Annotated in this window: 16 protein-coding genes and 1 riboswitch; of the genes, 11 read left to right on the top strand and 5 right to left on the bottom strand. The window is 68.4% G+C overall.

All coding sequences use genetic code 11. The features are described 5' to 3' along the window. Positions 1-113: 113 nt before the first annotated feature. The 4 genes from ABD115_RS11985 to allB all read left to right on the top strand — a co-directional run bounded on the left by ABD115_RS11985 (position 114) and on the right by allB (position 5,504). Positions 114-1,001 carry a 2-hydroxy-3-oxopropionate reductase gene (locus tag ABD115_RS11985; RefSeq protein ID WP_343961104.1) on the top strand — a complete coding sequence of 296 codons (888 nt, stop codon included), beginning with the start codon at positions 114-116 and terminating at the stop codon, positions 999-1,001. Positions 1,002-1,141: 140 nt separating this feature from the next. Then, positions 1,142-2,941: a glyoxylate carboligase gene (gene gcl, locus ABD115_RS11980; RefSeq protein ID WP_343961102.1), complete on the top strand. Its 1,800-nt coding sequence runs from the start codon at positions 1,142-1,144 to the stop codon at positions 2,939-2,941. A gap of 11 nt (positions 2,942-2,952) precedes the next feature. Then, complete coding sequence (locus ABD115_RS11975; RefSeq protein WP_343961100.1) at positions 2,953-4,134, top strand: glycerate kinase; 1,182 nt, start codon at positions 2,953-2,955, stop codon at positions 4,132-4,134. Continuing rightward, on the top strand, positions 4,131-5,504 hold the full coding sequence (gene allB / locus ABD115_RS11970; RefSeq protein WP_343961098.1) for an allantoinase AllB: 1,374 nt from the start codon (positions 4,131-4,133) through the stop codon (positions 5,502-5,504). Before ABD115_RS11975 ends, allB begins: the two co-directional genes overlap by 4 nt. 46 nt (positions 5,505-5,550) lie before the next feature. Here the strand turns inward: allB and ABD115_RS11965 are convergent, their stop codons facing one another. The 3 genes from ABD115_RS11965 to ABD115_RS11955 all read right to left on the bottom strand — a co-directional run bounded on the left by ABD115_RS11965 (position 5,551) and on the right by ABD115_RS11955 (position 9,891). Then, entirely contained in the window at positions 5,551-6,372 is an 822-nt protein-coding gene (locus ABD115_RS11965) for an ankyrin repeat domain-containing protein (RefSeq protein WP_343961097.1), read from the bottom strand. Between the two features lie 38 nt (positions 6,373-6,410). Beyond that, the gene (locus ABD115_RS11960) at positions 6,411-7,937 is read right to left on the bottom strand and encodes a DEAD/DEAH box helicase (protein WP_343961095.1); all 1,527 of its coding nucleotides are present in this window, start codon (positions 7,935-7,937) and stop codon (positions 6,411-6,413) included. Positions 7,938-8,163: 226 nt separating this feature from the next. Then, positions 8,164-9,891, bottom strand: a complete 1,728-nt coding sequence (locus ABD115_RS11955) for a PucR family transcriptional regulator (protein WP_343961093.1) — start codon at positions 9,889-9,891, stop codon at positions 8,164-8,166. Between the two features lie 205 nt (positions 9,892-10,096). Here ABD115_RS11955 and brnQ point away from each other — a divergent pair, with 205 nt between their 5' ends. The 3 genes from brnQ to ABD115_RS11940 all read left to right on the top strand — a co-directional run bounded on the left by brnQ (position 10,097) and on the right by ABD115_RS11940 (position 13,821). After that, positions 10,097-11,521 carry a branched-chain amino acid transport system II carrier protein gene (gene brnQ / locus ABD115_RS11950; protein WP_343961092.1) on the top strand — a complete coding sequence of 475 codons (1,425 nt, stop codon included), beginning with the start codon at positions 10,097-10,099 and terminating at the stop codon, positions 11,519-11,521. A 7-nt stretch (positions 11,522-11,528) separates the two neighbouring features. Beyond that, a complete protein-coding gene (locus tag ABD115_RS11945; protein WP_343961090.1) occupies positions 11,529-12,785 on the top strand; it encodes an NAD(P)/FAD-dependent oxidoreductase in 1,257 nt (418 codons plus the stop codon). 103 nt (positions 12,786-12,888) lie between these two features. Next, complete coding sequence (locus ABD115_RS11940) at positions 12,889-13,821, top strand: ornithine cyclodeaminase family protein (protein WP_343961088.1); 933 nt, start codon at positions 12,889-12,891, stop codon at positions 13,819-13,821. Between the two features lie 149 nt (positions 13,822-13,970). On the opposite strand, the gene ABD115_RS11935 is transcribed toward ABD115_RS11940, so the two are convergent. Then, positions 13,971-14,981, bottom strand: coding sequence for an NADP-dependent oxidoreductase (locus ABD115_RS11935; RefSeq protein ID WP_343961086.1), 1,011 nt, complete (start codon positions 14,979-14,981; stop codon positions 13,971-13,973). A 192-nt stretch (positions 14,982-15,173) separates the two neighbouring features. After that, a riboswitch (TPP riboswitch) is annotated at positions 15,174-15,281 on the top strand. An 11-nt stretch (positions 15,282-15,292) separates the two neighbouring features. On the opposite strand from ABD115_RS11935, the gene ABD115_RS11930 reads away from it, so the two are divergent. The 4 genes from ABD115_RS11930 to ABD115_RS11915 are packed head-to-tail and all read left to right on the top strand — an operon-like array spanning position 15,293 to position 18,277. Continuing rightward, positions 15,293-15,571: a thiamine-binding protein gene (locus ABD115_RS11930; protein WP_343961084.1), complete on the top strand. Its 279-nt coding sequence runs from the start codon at positions 15,293-15,295 to the stop codon at positions 15,569-15,571. Positions 15,572-15,583: 12 nt separating this feature from the next. Next, entirely contained in the window at positions 15,584-16,357 is a 774-nt protein-coding gene (locus tag ABD115_RS11925) for an ABC transporter permease (RefSeq protein WP_343961082.1), read from the top strand. 2 nt (positions 16,358-16,359) lie between these two features. Next, positions 16,360-17,397, top strand: coding sequence for an ABC transporter substrate-binding protein (locus ABD115_RS11920; protein WP_343961080.1), 1,038 nt, complete (start codon positions 16,360-16,362; stop codon positions 17,395-17,397). A gap of 1 nt (position 17,398) precedes the next feature. Continuing rightward, positions 17,399-18,277 (top strand): ABC transporter ATP-binding protein, encoded by an 879-nt coding sequence (locus tag ABD115_RS11915; RefSeq protein ID WP_343961078.1) that lies wholly within the window; start codon positions 17,399-17,401, stop codon positions 18,275-18,277. Between the two features lie 16 nt (positions 18,278-18,293). Here the strand turns inward: ABD115_RS11915 and ABD115_RS11910 are convergent, their stop codons facing one another. Further along, positions 18,294-19,742, bottom strand: coding sequence for an ABC transporter substrate-binding protein (locus tag ABD115_RS11910; RefSeq protein ID WP_343961076.1), 1,449 nt, complete (start codon positions 19,740-19,742; stop codon positions 18,294-18,296). Between the last annotated feature and the right edge of the window lie 56 nt (positions 19,743-19,798).

The raw sequence follows: 19,798 nt of genomic DNA, 5'->3' as shown, positions 1-19,798 counted from the left end.
TCGGCTACGCCGGCCCGATCGGGCTCGAGTACAAGCAGTCCCAGGCAGACCCGTTCGCCTGGGTAAAGACCTTCGGCTAACCACACCATCCACACACCCTAGAAAGGCAGACTATGTCGAACATCGCCTTCATCGGCCTTGGAATCATGGGCCTCCCCATGGCAAAGAACCTCGTCGCGGCGGGGCACTCGGTGACCGGCTACAACCGTAGCCAGCCGAAAATCGATGCGCTCGTCGCGGCCGGCGGCACGGGCGCCGCATCTGTGGCCGAGGCCGTCGCGAACGCAGACGTGATTCTGACGATGGTGCCAGACTCGCCAGACGTCGAGGCGGTCGTGCACGGTGCCGACGGCATCTTCGCGAACGCCCGCCCCGGCGCGACCTGGGTCGACTTCTCGACGATTCGCCCCGACGTTGCAGCCCGCCTCGCCGCTGACGCAGAGGCCGCCGGCCTGCGGGCGGTCGACGCCCCCGTCTCGGGCGGCGAAGCCGGCGCAGTCGAGGGGGTGCTCTCGATCATGGTGGGCGGCGACGCGGCCGTCGTCGAGGAGCTGCGCCCGGTACTCGACGTCGTCGGCAAGACCATCGTGCACGTCGGCCCCGCCGGCTCGGGCCAGACTGTGAAGGCAGCAAATCAGCTCATCGTGGCTGGCACGATTCAGCTCGTCTCTGAATCGCTCGTTTTTCTCGAGGCGCACGGCGTCGACACCGAGGCAGCCTTCGCGGTGCTCGCCGGTGGGCTCGCCGGCAACACGATCTTCGAGCGCAAGGGGGCCTCGATGCGGGCACGCAAGTTCGACCCCGGCTTTCGCATCGACCTGCACCACAAAGACCTCGGCATCGTGACGAGTGCCGCACGCGAGGCCGGGGTGCACATTCCGCTCGGCGCCGCGACCGCCCAGATTATGGGGGCCGCGCGCGCCAAGGGCTACGGATCGCTCGATCACTCGGCGCTGCTGCTGCTCGTTGAAGAGCTGTCTGGCCGGTCAACGCAGGCCTGACCCACGGCTCCGGGGCCGGTGCGAACCCTACCGTTAGAACTCACATTCTGTCGCGCCGGCCCCGGCTCACCCTCCCTGGCAACGATGCCACCACCCCGCGGCGCAGCAACTGCGCCGCTGTCTCACAAAGGACCAATCTCATGGCTCAAATGCGCGCTGTTGACGCAGCTGTTCTGATCCTCGAAAAAGAGGGCGCGACCCAGGCGTTCGGCCTTCCCGGCGCCGCGATCAACCCCTTCTACTCCGCAATGCGCGCCCACGGCGGCATCAAGCACGTGCTCGCCCGCCACGTCGAAGGGGCCTCGCACATGGCTGAGGGGTACACCCGCGCCGAGGCCGGCAACATCGGCATCTGCATCGGCACGTCGGGGCCGGCCGGCACCGACATGATCACCGGGCTCTACTCGGCCGCGGCCGACTCGATTCCGATTCTGTGCATCACCGGCCAGGCTCCGGTCGCCAAGCTCGACAAAGAGGATTTTCAGGCGGTCGACATCGCGTCGATCGCGAAGCCCGTCACCAAAATGGCGAAGACGGTGCTCGAGGCAGGGCAGGTGCCCGGCGCGTTTCAGCAGGCCTTCTACCTTATGCGCTCGGGTCGCCCCGGCCCCGTGCTCATCGATCTGCCCATCGACGTGCAGCAAACGGTGATCGAGTTCGACATCGACCTCTACGAGCCGCTGCCGGTCGCAAAGCCAGTCGCAAGCCGGGCACAGATTGATGCGGTGCTCGCGCTCCTCGACGCTGCGAAGAAGCCCGTCATCGTCGCGGGCGGCGGCATCATCAACGCCGACGCGGCTGACGAGTTCGTGCAACTCGCTGAGGCGCTCGACATTCCCGTGATTCCCACCCTCATGGGCTGGGGCGCCATTCCAGACGACCACCGGCTCATGGCTGGCATGGTCGGCCTGCAGACCCAGCACCGCTATGGCAACGAGAACCTGCTCGCAAGCGACCTCGTCATCGGTCTCGGCAACCGGTGGGCGAACCGCCACACCGGCTCGCTCGATGTCTACACGGCCGGCCGCAAGTTCGTGCACATCGATATCGAACCCACGCAGATCGGCCGCGTGTTTGCGCCCGATCTTGGCATCGTGTCAGATGCGGGGGCCGCGATTTCGGGGCTGCTCGCCGCTGCGCTCGAGCGCAAGGCCGAAGGCACGCTGCCCGACCGCAGCGACTGGGTCGCCGAGACCCAGGAGCGCAAGGGCAGCCTGCAGCGCAAGACGAACTACGACAACGTGCCGATCAAACCGCAGCGGGTCTACCAAGAGATGAACCGCGCCTTCGGCCGCGACACCCGCTATGTCACCACGATCGGGCTCTCGCAGATCGCCGGCGCGCAAATGCTGCACGTCTACAAGCCACGGCACTGGATCAACTGCGGCCAGGCCGGCCCCCTTGGCTGGACACTCCCCGCCGCGCTCGGCGTTGTCGCGGCAGACCCGAAGACCCCGGTGGTCGCGCTGTCGGGCGACTACGACTTCCAGTTCATGATCGAGGAGCTCGCCGTCGGCGCGCAGTTCAAGCTGCCCTACATTCACGTTGTCGTGAACAACTCGTATCTCGGGTTGATTCGCCAGGCGCAGCGCGGTTTCGAGATGGATTACCACGTGTCGCTCGCGTTCGACAACGTAAACAGCCCCGAGACTGAGGGCTACGGTGTCGATCACATCAAGGTCGCCGAGGGGTTCGGGTGCAAGGCGATTCGCGTGCGCGAGGTCGACGATCTCGGAGCCGCGCTCGTGCGGGCGAAGGATCTCATGAACGAGTTCCAGGTTCCCGTCGTCGTGGAGGTGATTCTCGAGCGCATCACGAACATCGCGATGGGCGGCGCAGGCATCGACGCGATCAACGAGTTTGAGGATCTGGCGGAGGGCCCGGAAGACGCGCCGACGGCGACAATTCTGCTCAAGCAGCCCGCCGACGCGCGCAAGTAGACTGGGCTGCCATGCGCGTCGTTATTGCCCCCGATAAGTTCAAAGGGTCGCTGCAGGCGGAGGAGGTGTGCGCCGCCGTTGCGGCGGGCATCCGCTCCGTCACCCCCGACGTCGACATCGTGCACGTGCCGATGGCCGACGGCGGGGAGGGCACGCTCGACGCGGCAGTGGCGAGCGGCTTTGCTCGCCACACGGCGACGGTCTCTGGCCCGCTCGGGGCCCAGGTAGGGGCCGACTTCGGGGTACGTGGCACGGAGGCCGTGGTCGAGATGGCCACAGCCTCCGGGCTCGCCCTCGTTTCACGGCCCGAGCGCGATGCGCTCGCCGCGAGTTCGTATGGCACGGGGGAGTGCATTCGCGCGGCGCTCGACCTTGGCGTCACCCGCATCACTCTCGCAATCGGCGGGAGCGCCTCGACCGACGGCGGCGCAGGGCTGCTCGAGGCCCTCGGTGCCAGACTGCTCGACGCAGACGGCGCGGCGCTCGGGCGCGGCGGCGGGCCCCTCACCGAGCTTGAGACCTTCGACCTGAGCGGCCTCGACCCTAGGCTCGCGCGCACCGAGTTTGTGCTCGCGAGCGACGTCGAGCACGCCCTGCTCGGCCCCGAGGGCGCTGCGGCCGTCTTCGGGCCGCAGAAGGGGGCCTCGCCGGCCCAGGTGGCAACGCTCGAGCGCGGGCTGGCGCGGCTGAGCGAGGTGCTCGATCGCGCTCTCGCCGGGGCGGGGGCCGTCGCCGCGGAGCCGGGCTCTGGCGCCGCCGGCGGGGTCGGCTACGCGGCGATTGCCGTGCTCGGCGCAGAGCGCAGGCCCGGGGTTGAGGTCGTCGCCGGTCTGACCGGCCTCGCAGACAAGCTTGCCGGCGCCGATCTCGTGATCACGGGGGAGGGCTCGTTCGACGAGCAGAGCCTCGGCGGCAAGACGCCGTGGGGGGTCGCCCGAGCCGCGGTGAGCGCCGGCTGCGATGAAATCATCGCGGTGTGTGGCCGATCCACCCTCGCCCCCGAACAGTGGCGCGCAGCGGGCTTTACCGCCTGCTGCACCGTCGCCGAGCGCGCCGCGAGCACCGACGAGAGCATTCGCGACGCTGCCCGCTACCTGACCCAGATCGGCAGCGACCTCGCAGCCCGCCTGCTTCGCACCAGCCCAACCGAATCATCACGCAACACCGCACGACCGACGATGGAGTCCATGTGAGTAACCCCACCACGCCCCAGCACAGCACCGATGCCTTTGACCTCGTGATCCGAGGCGAGCGCATCGTCACAACCTCCGGGATCCGCCCGCGCGAGGTCGGCGTTCGCAACGGCCGCATCGTCGCCCTTGAACCGTTGGGCAACGGGCTCGTCGGCGCCGAAACCATCGAGCTCGCCGACGACGAGACGCTCATTCCCGGGCTCGTCGACACGCACGTGCACGTGAACGAGCCGGGCCGCACCGAGTGGGAGGGGTTCGAATCGGCGACGCGCGCCGCGGCAGCCGGCGGGGTGACGACAATCGTCGACATGCCCCTGAACAGCATTCCCCCGACGGTCAACGTCGCGGGGCTCGAGGCGAAGCGAGCCGTCGCCGCACCCCAGTCGCACGTCGACGTCGGGTTCTGGGGCGGCGCAATCCCTGGGAGCCTGCCAGACCTGCGCGGGCTGCACGATGCCGGCGTCTTCGGGTTCAAGTGCTTCCTGCTGCACTCGGGCGTCGACGAGTTCCCGCCGCTGAACGCCGATCAGATGGAAGAGGTGATGCGCGAGCTGCTCACCTACGACGCGATGCTCATCGTGCACGCCGAAGACTCGCGCGCCATCGATCGCGCGCCCTCGCCCGAGGGCGACACCTACGAGCGTTTTCTGCACTCCCGGCCGCGCGGTGCAGAAAACCTCGCGATCTCCGAGGTGATCGAGCGCGCCAGGTGGACGGGGGCTCGGGCCCACATTCTTCACCTCTCGTCGTCAGACGCGCTGCCCATGATTCGCTCGGCGAAGCGAGACGGGGTGCGCCTGACCGTCGAAACCTGCCCGCACTACCTCGCGCTCACCGCAGAGGAGATCCCCGCCGGCGGCACCGCCTACAAGTGCTGCCCGCCGATTCGCGAGGCGCACAACCGAGAGCTGCTCTGGGAGGGGCTGCTCGACGGCACGATCGACTACATTGCCTCCGACCACTCGCCCTCGACGCTCGACCTGAAAGACCTCGACAACGGCGACTTCGCGGTCGCCTGGGGCGGCGTCTCGTCGCTGCAGCTCGAGCTCCCCGTGATCTGGACGGAGGCGCGGCACCGCGGCATCACCCTCGAACAGGTGATCGCGTGGATGTCGACGAAGCCCGCCGCAAACGTTGGGCTCACGGGTAAGGGCATGATCGCGCCTGGCAACGACGCCGACTTCGCGATCTTCGCGGCCGACGATGCCTTCGTCGTCGACGCGGCGAAACTGCACCACAAGAACCCGATCACGCCCTACGCTGGGCGCGCGCTGTCGGGCGTGGTGCGCAAGACCTACCTGCGCGGGCGGGTTGTGACGGGAACCGACCCGCACGGCCAGCTCATTCGGCGAGGAATGCTCGAGGGGTAGTCGGGGCTGCCCGACTACCCGGCCTCCCGGGTCGCCCTGCCGCCAGTTACACGCCGCCGGCAGCGCGGATGAGCTCGGCGAGCGCCCAATACCCCCGCGCCTGCGCGTTGGCAAGTGGAGTCACGCCGCTGCCATCGCGCAGGTTCGGGTCGGCACCGCCAGCGAGCAGCAGCCGCACCGTTTCTTGATGTTCGGCGCCGTCGCTGCCGAGAATGACGGCCTCTTGCAGCGCCGTCCAGCCGAGGTCGTTGACGTGGTTGGGGTCGACGCCCGCGGTGAGCAGCATGCGCGTCACCTCTACGTGGCCGTGTTCGCCAGCCGGTATCAGGGCCGTGCCGCCGTAGCGGTTGGTGCTCGACAGGTCTGCACCGTGCGAGAGCGTGAGGGCGAGAATCTCGTCGTAGCCCTCGGCGCCGGCGTAGAGGTACGCGCTGTCTTGCATGTCGTCTTTGGCGTTAACGTCTGCGCCAGCCTCGATCAGGGCGGTCGCGGCCGCGACGGCGTTTGCCTTCGTCGCGGCAACCACCGGGGTCATGCCGCCCTCTCCGCGCAGCTCGATGTCGGCGCCACGCTCGATCGCGGAGCGCACGGCCTCACCATCGTTCGCCGCGACGGCTGCCGCCAGGTCTGCGTTTGCCTGCGGGTCGGGGGCAGCGGGCTGCTCACTCGGCGGGGTCGGAGTTGCGGTTGCGGGTGAGCTGCGCTCAGGCTTCTGCTCCGGCTCCGGCGCACAGCCAGCGACGAACAGCAGCGCGGCCGCGAGCGCGGCAGGAACGGCGACTCGCAGCGCCCGCGGTGCGCGGTGTGCGCGCGGTTTGCGCGGTGTGAGCGGTGCGAGCGGTGCGATGGAATGAGCGAACGGTGCCACGGCCATGTCTCCTGAAGCTGAGTCGGTGTGCGTGAATTCTAGCCGCGGCGGGTGCGCTTCGAGCTGCGAGCGCCGCCCGCGCCGCCGCGAGCGCCGCCCGCACCGCCGCGCGCCGCATTCCGCGCCTGGCCGCGGGCGCTTTGCGACTTGCCGCCCTTCGGCTTGCCGCCGAGTGGCTTGCCGCTCTGCGACTTGCCGCCCTTCGGCTTGCCGCCGAGTGGCTTGCCGCTCTGCGACCTGCCGCTCTGCGACCTGCCGCTCCGTGGCTTGCTTCCCTCGCGACCGCCGTCGTGAGCCCCGCGACGCGCCACCTCGCCGCCACCTGACGTGCGCACGCCCGTGGGGCGATTGCGCCTCGATTGATCCTGCGCAAACACCGGCATCACGATCTCGGCGACCTCACCGACGAGCTCGACAACGGCGGGCGAGTCAGCGGTCACAGCGCGCGGCCTCACCGAGATCTTTGCCCTGCGCAACAGCTCCTCGGTCTCTTTCCGCTGCGACGGCTGCGTAATCGTGACGACCTCTCCCTGCTTGCCCGCGCGAGCGGTGCGGCCCGAGCGGTGCAGGTAGGCCTTGTGCTCGGCCGGCGGGTCGACGTGAACCACGAGCTCGATGTCGTCGACGTGTACGCCCCGGGCGGCGACGTCGGTTGCGACGAGCACCCTGACGTCGCCCGCGGCAAACGCGGCGAGGTTGCGATCGCGAATGCCCTGGGTGAGGTTGCCGTGGAGGTCGAGTGCGGGAATGCCGCCCGCGGTGAGTTCGCGCGCGAGCTTCTTCGCGGCGTGCTTCGTGCGGGTGAAGAGAATGCGGCGGCCCGTGCCCGAGGCGAGTTTGCGCACGAGGGCGCGCTTGGCCAGGGCACCCTCGACCACGAAGACGTGGTGCGTCATCGCGGCAACGGGGCTGTTCGCCTCGTCGACTGAGTGCAGCACCTGGTTGCGCAGGTAGCGGCTGACGAGCTTATCGACGCCGTTGTCGAGCGTCGCGCTGAAGAGCATGCGCTGGCCCGACTTCGGAGTTTTGTTCATGAGGCGGGTGACGACGGGCAAGAAGCCGAGGTCTGCCATGTGGTCGGCCTCGTCGAGCACAGTGATCTCGATCGCGTCGAGCGTCACGTGCCCCTGCTTCATCAGGTCTTCGAGGCGACCGGGGCATGCAACGACGATGTCGACGCCTTCGTTCAGGGCGTTCACCTGGCGGCTCTGGTTGACGCCACCGAAGATCGTTGTGGTCTTCAGATCGTACGCCTTCGCGAGCGGCGTGATGACGGCGCTGATCTGGGTCGCAAGCTCGCGGGTCGGCGACAACACGAGGGCGAGCGGGCGCCCCGGGCGGCGGCGCCCGCCCGCGAGCGCGCCGCCGAGGCGCGCGACGAGCGGAATCGAGAACGCGAGCGTCTTACCCGACCCCGTCTTGCCGCGCCCGAGCACGTCCCGACCCTTGAGCGTGTCTGGGAGCGTGTCGACCTGAATGGGAAACGCGGTCGTCTTGCCCTCGGCTGCGAGGCTCGCGACGAGCGGAGCTGGCACGCCGAGCGCGCTGAAGGTTGTTTCGGTCATTGGTGTTCGTGCCTTTCGGGCGGGGTCGCGGGCGGGCTGTCGGGCCCGTTCGGGGCCCGTGCGCCGCGTCGCTCGTGTGTGTCTGGCCGGGCGGAGAGGGGCCCGCGGCGGTCACTTTCGTTCGCCGAAGAACAGCTCTGCACGCTCAGCGGCCCGGCGAGAACAGGGGGCCGATGGGGCGTTCTGCGATGCATTGAAACCGCGGGGTTTCGCACCCTGCAGCCTATCAGTCTCGCGCTTCTTCCATAGCGAGCTGCAGCGACACGAGCAGCCTGTCGTCGGCGCGGGCAAGGTCGATCCCAGTGAGTTCTTCGGCTCTGCCGAGGCGGTACCGGAGCGTGTTCGGGTGAATGCCGAGCTGCCGCGCCGCCTCACGGGCGTTAAAGCCGCACTCCACATACGCCCGCAGGCTGGGGAGCAGATCGGCCCGGTGGCGACCGTCGTAATCGGTGAGCGACGCGATGCGCGGATCCGCGAGTTCTGGCCGCGCGGCGAGCAGCGCCATCGCTTCGCGGAGCAATACAGAGGTGCGCGCCTGCGTGAGCGAGGTCACCCGTCTGCCGCTGCCTGCGATCGCGTCGAGCACCCGGTCGGCCTCGAGGCGGGCGGCCGCAACCTCGGCAAAACCGGCGATCGGGGCGACGATCGCGATGCGGAGCGAACGCGCGTGCGCATCGGCCCGCGCGTCGAACTTCGCCACGAGTTGCTCCGCCCACTCGTGGAGCCGATGGATCGCCTGCAGGTTGGGCAGCAGCACGTACGCACGATCGCCGAGCAGCGCGAACCTCGCCTGCGGGGCGAAAGCCCCGATGTGCAACCGCAGCAGCTTCGCGTCGGCGGCCAGGCCAGTGGGTGCGGGTGACCCTGGCGGCAGCGACTGGCCGCTGGTGTGCGTGGCTGCGGCATCGCGGGGCAGCGCAATGCCCATGACCGCTGCGTCGCCGAGCGCGGGGAGCCCGAGAAATGCTGCGGCGGTGCCCGCATCGGTTCCACCGTGCTCGCCGAAGACGCGTTGCAGCATCATCTCGCTCGCCGATGGGGCCTCGAGCTCGCGGGTCAGCACGCGGGATGCCGCGGAGGCCCCACCGCGAACCACGGTTTCTGCGTCATCGCTGAAGCCTTGCGCACCCTCCTGCACCCAGATCGAGCCGATGAACTGGCCGGTGGGCGAGTGGATGCCGGTAACGAGCCTCGGGCGCATTCCGAGCTCCTCGTGCGCGGGCACGCGCACCACCTCGCGCGTGGTTTGGATCTTGCGCATGACGCCCCACTGCCCGAGCAAGACCATCGAGTCCTCGGGGGCGGCACGGCCGAGGATCGCGCGTGCCCTGAGCCCGTCTGCGGTGCCGTCGGAGGGCGAGTACGCGAGCACGCTCGAGTCGGGCCGTTCGATGGTGACCATGCCGCCAGACCCCGCGGCGATCACCGAGGCGAGCTCCGCGAGGTCATTGAACGCCGCATTTGCGCCAGCGTCGTGGATCCCGACCCCAGTGAAGTGCGCGCGTTGGAGGCGGCGATTGACCGCGGTGAGTAGCAGATCCCACCGCGCCATGCGGTCGACGACGATGAGCCCGATCCCTGCTCCGAGCGCGAGCTCTCGCAATCCCGGCGAATCGATATCTTCCTTGATCACGACGGCCTTGGGGCGCTCGCTCGGGTCGCGGTGGCCAACGCGGGCGAGCCAGGTCGCGGTGAGCGCCTCGCTGACACCGACCGGCAGTACGAGGTCGGCTCGTGGCGACAGCGGGGTCGGCGCGGCCAGGTCGCTCGCTTCGGCGAGGGCGACGGTAGCGATCGTTGCGTGTGCGTGAGCGTCGACCACCAGCTCGCGCACCGCGGCATCGAGCGCTGCTGCGACCTCTGCGAGCGTGACGGTGGTCGCTGGGGATGCGCCAGGTGCGCCAGGTGCGCCAGGTGCGCCCGCTATGCCCGATCGGCGGTCCACTTCGTACATAGTGTCAATAATAGGCGAGTCAATTAGGTACTTTGCCCGACAGTCGGCAGGGTTGACCTGTGATTTCATTGAGCCGACGTGCGGTATCGGCCGGGCTATCGAGCCAACGCGGATGCCGCCAGTGCTTTTCTTGCCAACTCAAGGAGGAGACCGTGCAACCCATGACCTCACACCAGTTCAGCCCCACCGCGCCGGGAGGCGTGCGATGACCGGCGACCGCAAGCTCACTCCGTTCCAGATGCTGGCCCTTGGCCTGCTCTTGTTCGCCATGTTCCTCGGAGCGGGCAACACGATCTTTGCCCCGATGGTTGGCCAGGCAGCTGGCAGCGAGATGTGGATCCCAATGTCGGGCTTCCTCATCACCGGCGTCGGCCTCGTGCTGCTCGCGATCATCGCGCTCACCATGGCGGGCGGCACCGTCGAACAGCTCGCCTCGCGCGTGCACCCGGTGTTCTCCTTCGTCTTCTGCCTACTGCTGTTCCTCGCGCTCGGGCCGCTGTACGTCAACCCGCGCACCACCTCGGTGGTGTACGAGATCTCGATCAAGCCGATCCTCGGGCCCGAGCTCACGCAGGGCGTCTGGCCGCTCATCATCTTCTCGGTGATCTTCACGCTGCTCGGGGTCTACCTGTCGCTCACCCCGTCGAAGCTCGTCGACCGCGTCGGCAAGGTCATCACGCCGATCTTCTCGGTGCTGCTCATCGTCATCGTGGTGAAGTCGCTCGTGACACCGATGGGTGAACTGCACGACGCCGTCGACCCGTACAAGGACGGGGCCTTCATCAAGGGCTTCACCGAGGGGTACCTCACGATGGACGCGCTCGCTGCGCTCGTGTTCGCCGGCGTCTTCATCCAGTCGATTCGCGGCCAGGGCATCACCACCCGCAAGGGCATCTCGTTCACGTTCTTGAAGGCCGGCATCATCACCGTGATCGGCCTCGCGCTGCTGCACATCTCGCTCGCGTGGATCGGCGGATCTAGCGTCGACTCGATCGGCCGCCCCGACAACGGCGGCACGGTCATCGCCGAGGCTGCCCGCACGCTGCTCGGCTACCCCGGCGTGCTCATGATCGGCCTCGTGATCTTCCTCACCGGCATCACGACGCTCGTCGCCTGCCTCACCGCGGTCGCCGACTTCTTCGCGAAGCAGTTTCCGAGGGTGTCGTACAAGGCCTGGGTGTGGATCCACGCGACTGTCGGCCTGGTGATCGCGAACTTCGGGCTGCAGGCCGTGCTGTCTGCCGCGCTCCCGATCCTCTTCCTGCTGTACCCGCTCGGGATGACCCTCATCGTGCTCGCCCTGCTCGACCGCTTCTTCGGCGGGCGCCGCTCGGTATACGTCGGCGCGACGATCGGTGCTGGCGCGATCGCGATTCTCGACGCCGTGAAGGCGTCTGGCAACTTCGTCGATGAGCTCAACGGCTTCTTCTCGTGGCTGCCGATGTTCGCCGACAACGGCGGGTGGATCCTCCCCGCGGTGCTCGGCGGCGTGATCGGCTACTTCGTCGGGCGCGCGAAGGGCGAGCCCGCTATCGACCGCACCCAGCACATCGCCGTGATCGACGGAGCAGCGATCGACGAACCTGGCGTCGGCGCTCCGACGCCCGCAACCACCTCTCGAAAGGCGTAACCACCGCATGACGCGTGTCATCGTGATCGGGGCCGGCGCTGTCGGCCTCGCATCCGCGTACTACCTCCGCAAGGCCGGCCACGACGTCACCGTCGTTGACCAGGCACCGCTCGCAGCGAAGGCCTCCGGGCACAACGCCGGCTGGCTCATTCCGAGCATGTCGACGCCCGTGCCGGCTCCGGGCATGATGCTGCAGGCGATGAAGTGGATGGTGCAGCCCGACAGCCCGCTGTACGTGACACCGTCGCTGAAGCCGAGCTTCATCGGCTTCATGCTGCGAATGCTCCGCAGCTGCACTGACTCGAAGTTTCGTGAGGGGTCTGCGGTGCTCGCGGCGCTCAGCGCGACGGCGCTGTCAGACTTCGACGAGCTCGCGGCCGAGGGCGTCGAGTTCGAGCAGCACGACGAGCCGCTCGCGATGCTCTTCACGAACGGTCACAAGGTCGAGGGGCGGGTCACTGAGCTCGAGCTGCTCGACGGCAAGCTCCCCGGTTTCTCGTGGAACCACATGAGCGACGCAGACCTCAAGGCACACAAGCCGGTCCTGTCGGACCGGGTCGCCGCTGGCATCGAGTCGCGCGGCGACCGCTCGGTCGACCCCGGGTCGTTCGTGCGCGGCCTCGCCGCCGCGTGCGAGCGCGAGGGGGTCGAGCTCAGGCTCGGTGCTCCCGCCACGCTTGAGACGGGGGCCGGGGGATCGGTCGCCGTGCGGGTCGGCTCCGCGACACACGGCTCCGAGCTCCTGAGCGCCGACCGCGTGGTCGTCGCCGCCGGGGCGTGGACGAACGAGGTGCTGAAGGGCATCGGCGAGCGCGTGCCGCTGCAGTCGGGCAAGGGCTACGGCTACGACTTCCCCGTCGTGCCGGGCGGGCCGACAAAGCCGATCTACCTTGCAGAGGCGAAGGTCGCGATCACTCCGCTCGACACGAAGGTGCGCCTCGCGGGCACCATGGGGTTCACCGGGGTCGACGAGTCGATCAAGCGCCGCCGTGCGGGCGGAATTCTCACGGGTGTGAGCTCGTACTTCGAGGGCTGGCCCGACATCGAGGGCGCCCCGGAGCCCTGGACGGGGCTGCGCCCAACGACGCCAGACGGCCTGCCCATCATCGGCGCGCTCGCGAAGCACCCGAGCGTGCTCGTCGCGACCGGCCACGTCATGCTCGGCATCAGCCTCGCGCCCACGACCGGCAAGCTCATCACCGACCTCGTCGCAGGCGGGCCGGTGCCCGAGCTGCTCCGGGGCGTCTCTGCCGACCGCTTCTAGGCCGATCCGCCGTCGCACCGCGACCCCTCACCAAGGTTCACAGCAGCCATATTCCATCGCGGCCGCACTCCACCGCCGCACACGCAACACCTAGGAGAACACGATGATTGCCCCGACCGGACTCCCGTTCCTCTCAGCTGACGACGTTCGCGCGCAGATCGACCCCGACACCGCGCGCGGGCTCATCGAGCGGGCGCTCCTTGACGGCTTCGACCCCGCGAACGACCCCGCACGCCAGTCGGTTGATGCGGGGGAGGGGCACCTGCTGCTCATGCCGTCGACGCTTGGGCAGTCGGTGGGGGTGAAGATCGCGTCGGTGTCGCCGGGCAACCCTGCCAAGGGCAAGCCGCGCATCCAGGCGCTGTACCTGCTCATGGATGCAGAGACCCTCACCCCGCAGCTGCTCGTCGATGGGTCGGCGCTCACCGTGATCCGCACCCCCGCGACGACCGCGGTGGCCGTCGACCGGCTCGCGGCCCCCGACGCCGAGCGGCTCGTCGTGTTCGGGAGCGGCCCGCAGGCGATCGACCACGTCCTGGCGTTCTCTCGGATTCGCGAGCTCACCGACATTCGCCTCGTGGGCCGCAACCCCGAGCGCACCGCGCCAGCGATCGCGAAGCTCGCAGAACTCGGCATCCAGGCCACGCTCGGAACCGCAGCGGATGTCTCCGACGCCGACATCGTGCTCTGCGCGACGTCGGCGAAAGACCCCGTGTTCGACGGCTCCCTCGTGCGCGACGGCGCCTGCGTGGCCGCCATGGGGTCGCACGAGGCCGACCGCCGCGAGCTCCCAGGCGACCTCATGGCGCGGGCGCTCGTCGTCGTCGAAGACCACGACACCGCGCTGCGTGAAGCTGGCGACGTGATCATGGCGGCGGCCGAGGGCAACCTCGATACCGATACGCTGCGGCCGCTCGCGGGGCTCGTGCGCGGCGAGATCGTGCGCGATGCGAGCCGCCCCAACGTCTTCAAGGGCACCGGCATGTCGTGGCAGGATCTCGCGGTTGCCTCCGGGCTCACCCCGCCTGCCGTGTAGGCTCTCGTCCCTCCCCCCCCCCCCGGGCTCGGGGCGTCGCCGGAGCACACGTTATTCACCGGAGCACACGTAATCCCACGTTAATAACGTGTGCTTTGGTGGCTAACGTGTGCTCCCGTGAACTGGGTGGCAGCGCCGGGCTCGCTGGTCTAGATGCGCACGAGCATCTTGCCGGTGTTCGCACCCTGCATCATGGCGAGGAACGCGTCGATCGTATTGTCGATGCCGTCGACGATGGTCTCGTCGTAGGCGATCTTGCCGTCCATAAACCAGCCCGTCATGAGCTCCGTGAACGCCGGCGCCTTGTCCCAGTGCTCGCCAACAGTGAAGCCCTGCATGGTGAGGCTCTCGGTGATCATCTTCGACATGTTGCTCGGGCCGGCCTGGCGCTCGGTCGCGTTGTACGCCGCGATCGCGCCGCAGAGTGCGAGGCGGCCGCCGCGGTTCATCGAGGCGAGCGCTGCCTCGAGGTGGTCGCCGCCGACGTTGTCGAAGAACACATCGACCCCGGCTGGGGCGGCCTCAGCGAGCTGCGTGCGCACCAGGCCGTCTTTGTAGTTAAACGCTGCGTCGTAGCCGTACTTCTCGGTAAGGAGCGCCACCTTCTCGGCCGTCCCCGCTGAGCCAATCACTCGGCCTGCGCCGAGAAGCTTCGCGATCTGGCCGACGGCGGTGCCGACGGCACCAGCGGCCCCCGAGACGAAGACGGTGTCGCCCTCGCGCAGGCCGGCGATTGCAGTGAGCCCGACGTAGGCGGTGAGGCCCGTCATGCCAAGCATGTGGAGTCGGAGCGAGTTGGGCAGGCCCGTGACCTCGGGGGCGGCGCGAAACTTCGAGGCGTCTGCCTGAATGACGTCGGTCCAGCCATGCTGGTGCAGCACGACGGTGCCAACGGGCAGCTGCTCGGCTGCAGACGCGACGACGCGGCCGATCGCACCGCCGGCGATCACGCCGCCGATCTCGTAGGGTGCGACGTAGCTGCGGGCGTCGCTCATGCGGCCGCGCATGTACGGATCAACCGAGACGAACTCGTTGACGACGCGAACCTCGCCGGGGGCTGGGTCAGCGTACTCGACGGTGACCGTGGCGAAGTCTTCGTGCACTGGCCAGCCCTTCGGGCGGCGGGCGAGCTGGATCTGGGTGCTCATGTCGTGGCTCATGGTGCTCCTTCGGCAGGTGTGGGCGGGGGCATGGGGTGAAGCTTGGAGGGGCGCCTTAGCTGAGCGCGCCGATGGCCTCCACGATAGGGCAGAGTGCTGGGGCAAGCGATCAGGGGCCGCCGCGACACTCCGGTGCGAACGCACGGGCTTGACCGCGCCCGTGCGTTCGCGGCTATGCTGAGGGTTCCAGTACACATCCGCTGGGGGGGCCCGAACGGGCTGAGATTCGCCGAACGAGGCGAACCACTCCAGGAACCTGATCTCGGTAATGCGAGCGGAGGGAAGCGGTCACTATGTTGATCCATGTTCACGTGTCACCCACGCCAATGGGAGACGAAAACGGTCGATACAGCTGCGTCGAGGGCGCGATTCGCGTCATCGAGCAGAGCGGCCTCGAATACGAAGTCGGTGCGCTCGGCACCACAATCCAGGGGCCGGCAGATAGGCTCTGGCCGCTCATGCGCGAGCTGCACGATGCCACCCTCGAAGCCGGGGCCGACCGCGTCATGACGCACTTTCGCATTCTCGAAGCGAAAGACGACGTCGTGGAGGCGTCGATGGCAGACCTCGTCTCTCGCATCACTCACTAGCGCCCAGACGCCGTGAGAATTCTCACACGGCAGATTCTCCCGGCACTCCTCGCCGCCCTCGGTGCGGTGCTGCTGTGGGGGCTGCTCGTGCGCGTCACCGACGCGCCCAGTTACCTGCTGCCGTCGCCCGCGAGCGTCTGGGAGGCGGGGTGGAACGATCGCGCGCTGCTCGCAGCTCACCTCGCGGCGACGATGCGGATCGCGCTTGCCGGCCTCGCGCTCGGCGCAGTCTGCGGCATCGGCTTCGGCACGCTGCTCGGGCTCTCGGGCACGCTGCGGCGCGCTGCCGAGCCGCTGCTCATCGCAAGCCAGGCCATTCCGCCGGTCGTGTTCGCCCCGATTCTCATTGCGGCGATGGGGTTCGGTGCATTCCCGAAGATTCTCGTCGTCACGCTCGGCGCGTTCTTCCCGATCGCGATCAGCGCGAGCGCCGCAATGCGCGACGCAGACCGGTACCTCGTTGACCTGCTCGTGTCGATGGGGGCGTCGCCCGTCACGGTGCTGCGCCGGGTGAAGCTCCCGGGATCCACCCCTGCGATTGTCGCGGGCGCGAAGGTCGCGGCGAGCTACGTCGTGTTCAGCGCGATCATTGCCGAGTGGATGGGGTCATCCATCGGGCTCGGCGTCTACCTCCAACGCTCGCAAGCGAGCTACAAGATGGACCAGCTGTTTGCCGCGGTCGGCGTGATCGCCGTGCTCGGCGTGCTGCTGTTCTGGCTTACTTCACTCATCGGCGATCTCGTGCTCTCACAGACCCGATCCACACGCAACAGAAAGGGCGTCTGACAATGACCCCGAACAGCTCTCACCGACGCATCGCACTGAGCGCGGCGGCGCTCGCCGCCTCGCTCCTCATCGCCGGGTGCGCGGCCTCCGCCCCGAACCCCGACGCAGAGCAGGGCGCGGCCGCCGACGGCCTGCGGCCCGTCACCCTTATGCTCAACTGGACGCCGAACGCGCACCACGCCGGCATCTACTACGCGCACGAGCACGGCCTCTACGAGGCCGCCGGCCTCGACGTCGAGATTCTCGAGCCGGGCGACGGCATCGGGGCAGACGCCTCGGTTGCCCAGGGGCGCGCCGACTTCGGCATCTCGCAGGCGGAGTCGGTGTTGCCGGCGCGCGCGGCGGGCATGGATCTTGAGGCGGTCGCGACGCTCCTGCCCGTCAACGATTCGGTGCTCATGGGGCTCGCCGGCTCCGGCCTCACCGCAGACCCCGGGTCGCTCGCCGGCCTGACCTACGGCGGCTACGGCGGGGCGCTCGAAACCGAGATCATCTCTGCGCTCGCTGAGTGCGGTGGAGCCGATGCTGCCGCGGTCGAGTTTGTGGAGATCGGCAACGTCGACTACCTCTCCGGGCTCGCGCAGCAGCGCTTCGACGTCACCTGGGTGTTCGGCGGCTGGGATGCGCTCCGCGCGCAGGCGGAGCGCGACGACGTCTCCCTCATCGCCCTGGCCGACCAGCAGGCGTGCATTCCCAACTGGTACACGCCCGTGATTATCGGAAACGCGAAGGCGATGACCGAAGACCCGGATCTCACCGAATCGTTCTTGGCCGCGACGAGCGCGGGGTACGACGCTGTCGTGGCGGATCCGTCGGCGGGCGCCGCGGCCATGCTCGCCGCAGCCCCTGAACTCGACGAGGGCCTCATCGCTGCGGCCGTCGACTACTACGCGCCGCGGTTCGCGCCCGAGGGCCGATTTGGGGCAATGGAGAGCGAGGTCTGGCAGCGCTTCACCGAGTTCCTCGTGCGCGCGAACATGCTCGATGACGCAACCGCACTCGATGGTGCCTGGACCAACGACTACCTGCCAGCGGCCTAACATGATTGCCAGCACCGGGCCCTCGCCAGCGGCGGGTGCGGGCGGCTCGGGCCCGCACCAGCGTCAGCGCCCGCAGTCGCAGTCGCAGTCGCAAGCGCACCAGCGCCCGCTCCCGCTCAGGGTCGAGTCGATCTCGCACTCCTACCCGGCGCCCGGCCCACGCCTCCTCGGGCGCCGGGCGAGGCGCACACCGACGCTCAGCGACGTCTCGTTTACCGCCGAGCCCGGTTCGCTCACCGCCATCGTTGGCCCGAGCGGGTGCGGAAAGTCGACGCTGCTGCGCATTCTCGCTGGCCTCGAAGCTCCCGACGCCGGCGGTGCGTGGCTGGGGCCAACCCAGCTGCTCGGCGTGCCGGGAGGCGTGGCCTACCACCCGCAACGCGACGCGCTGCTGCCGTGGCTCCGGGTGCTCGAGAACGCGACCCTCGGGGCAGAGACCTGCGGGCGAAACCGGGCCGAGTCGCGGGCCGAGGCACTCGCGCTGCTCGAACGGTTCGGCCTGACGGGGTATGAACAGTCGTGGCCCGACGAGCTCTCCGGGGGCATGCGCCAGCGCGTCGCGCTCATGCGCTCGTTCTTGATGCCGCAGCGGGTGCTGGCGCTCGACGAGCCGCTCGGAGCGCTCGATGCGCTGACGAGGCGGCAGTTGCAGCGGTGGCTACTCGAGATCGTTGAGCTCGACAGGCGGCCCATTCTGCTGGTGACCCACGACGTTGACGAGGCGCTGCTGCTCGCCGACCGCGTGCTCGTGCTGAGCGCCCGGCCCGGCCGCATTGTGCACGTCGAGGAGCGCCCCGCCGCGGCCGTCAGGCTCCGTGAACACGAGAGCGGAGCCGACCGGGCCGCGGCGGGGAGACTGCTCGCGCGGCTGGGTGTGTGAACAGCCTCGGGGCGGTCTACGGCGCGGCCGTCACGTTCCACCAGGTGATCGATGCGTCGAACACCGCGAGGTTTTCGAGCCGGGTCGAGTAGGCGAACAAGTCGTGGGTGTCGCCGAGGCGGCTGAGCGGGCGCAGGTCTTCGATGTATTGCTGCATATCGTCGTACAGAGCCTGCGCGTCGGCGAGCGTCTCGGCGCCGCGGTATGCGGCCTCGAGGGCAGCGAGCTCGGGGGAGCCCGCCTGGTACCCGGGGTTGCTCGACACCCACCCGATGGTTTGGGTCGGCTCGTTCTTCACAACCTGGGTGATGATGCCGAGATCCCACGAGTCGTAGTCGTTGAGGTAACGGTCAATGAACGCCGCCCACTCCATCGCCTCGATGCTCACGTTGACGCCGATCGCGGCCATCTGGTCTTGCAGCACGACCGCCGCGGCCTGCGCGTTGTTCGAGCTGCTGCTCACGATGAGCGTCAGGGCCTCACCGTTGTAGTCGCTCTCGGCGAGCAGCGCCTTCGCGCCCTCCGTGTCGGCCGCGTTGAACCCCGCCTTGCCGACGTCGGTGTTCCACACGCTCTGCCACGGCGCCGCCATGTTGTCGTGGATCAGCGTGTAGTTCTTCTCGTCGCCGACGGCTGCGAGCATCATCTCATCGCGGTCGTAGGCCATGTTCATGGCCTGCCGCAACCGAACGTCTGAGGCTGGCCCGCTGTGAATGTTGTAGGCGAGATTTTGCAACCCGTACTGGTACGTCTCTGGCACGATCGAATCATCGGCCTCGATCTGCGGCACCTGATGGTGCCCCACGCCGGTGACGACGTCGTACTGGCCGGTCTGCAGGCCGGCGACCGCCGTGGTCGCATCGTCGAGGAACGTGAACACGAGCTCATCTATCGATGCGTTCTTCGCGCCCGCGAGCCCGCTCGAGGGGGCGTCGACAGACTGGTAGTCGTCCCACTTCGTGAGGGTCAACGTTTGGTCAGCAATCCACTCCTCGACCCTGTAGGGACCCGAACCGATCGCCTCTTGGACGGGGTCGTCGCCAGCGGCCTCGATGACCTCGGAAGGCATGATAGCCGGCACATTGAGGAGCCGCGCCGCAAGCTGTAGCTCGTGGAGAAAACTCGCGGTCGGTACCGTGAGCTCGACGGTCAGCGGGTCGATTTCTGCCCATGTCGCGTCGCCGAAGTCGTCTTGCCCTGGGGCGGTCAGGCGCGTCCAACGCTCCATTGACGCAACCACGTCGGTCGCATCGAGGTCGCTGCCGTCGTGAAACTTGAGCCCCTCGCGTAGTACGAAGGTGTAGCTGAGCCCGTCATCGCTTCGTTCGTAGGATTCGGCGAGCATCGGCTGAACGTCGTAGTTCGCATCGATGGTGAGCAGCGTCTCGTAGATCGGCCGAGTGATTTCGGCGATCTTCTGCAGCTGTGTGAGGTGGGCATCGAGGTTTGGCGGCTGGTCGCTCATCGTGACGCTGACGGAGAATTTTCCCCCCTCGGCAGTGTCGGTCGGGCCGCTGCTGG

This window comes from Leucobacter albus (assembly GCF_039528015.1).
In the GTDB taxonomy this organism is placed as follows: Bacteria; Actinomycetota; Actinomycetes; order Actinomycetales; family Microbacteriaceae; genus Leucobacter; species Leucobacter albus.
The sequence above is the reverse complement of the archived record's forward strand: the minus strand, read 5'-3'. Positions and strand labels throughout refer to the sequence as shown.

Bases quoted from the DNA above. Each gene is read 5' to 3' on its own strand.
- ABD115_RS11955 (WP_343961093.1), bottom strand. From the start codon at position 9,891: ATGTACGAAGTGGACCGCCGATCGGGCATAGCGGGCGCACCTGGCGCA.
- ABD115_RS11945 (WP_343961090.1), top strand. From the start codon at position 11,529: ATGACGCGTGTCATCGTGATCGGGGCCGGCGCTGTCGGCCTCGCATCC.
- brnQ (WP_343961092.1), top strand. From the start codon at position 10,097: ATGACCGGCGACCGCAAGCTCACTCCGTTCCAGATGCTGGCCCTTGGC.
- ABD115_RS11940 (WP_343961088.1), top strand. From the start codon at position 12,889: ATGATTGCCCCGACCGGACTCCCGTTCCTCTCAGCTGACGACGTTCGC.
- ABD115_RS11985 (WP_343961104.1), top strand. From the start codon at position 114: ATGTCGAACATCGCCTTCATCGGCCTTGGAATCATGGGCCTCCCCATG.
- ABD115_RS11915 (WP_343961078.1), top strand. From the start codon at position 17,399: ATGATTGCCAGCACCGGGCCCTCGCCAGCGGCGGGTGCGGGCGGCTCG.
- ABD115_RS11920 (WP_343961080.1), top strand. From the start codon at position 16,360: ATGACCCCGAACAGCTCTCACCGACGCATCGCACTGAGCGCGGCGGCG.
- gcl (WP_343961102.1), top strand. From the start codon at position 1,142: ATGGCTCAAATGCGCGCTGTTGACGCAGCTGTTCTGATCCTCGAAAAA.
- ABD115_RS11975 (WP_343961100.1), top strand. From the start codon at position 2,953: ATGCGCGTCGTTATTGCCCCCGATAAGTTCAAAGGGTCGCTGCAGGCG.
- ABD115_RS11935 (WP_343961086.1), bottom strand. From the start codon at position 14,981: ATGAGCCACGACATGAGCACCCAGATCCAGCTCGCCCGCCGCCCGAAG.
- ABD115_RS11960 (WP_343961095.1), bottom strand. From the start codon at position 7,937: ATGACCGAAACAACCTTCAGCGCGCTCGGCGTGCCAGCTCCGCTCGTC.
- ABD115_RS11910 (WP_343961076.1), bottom strand. From the start codon at position 19,742: ATGAGCGACCAGCCGCCAAACCTCGATGCCCACCTCACACAGCTGCAG.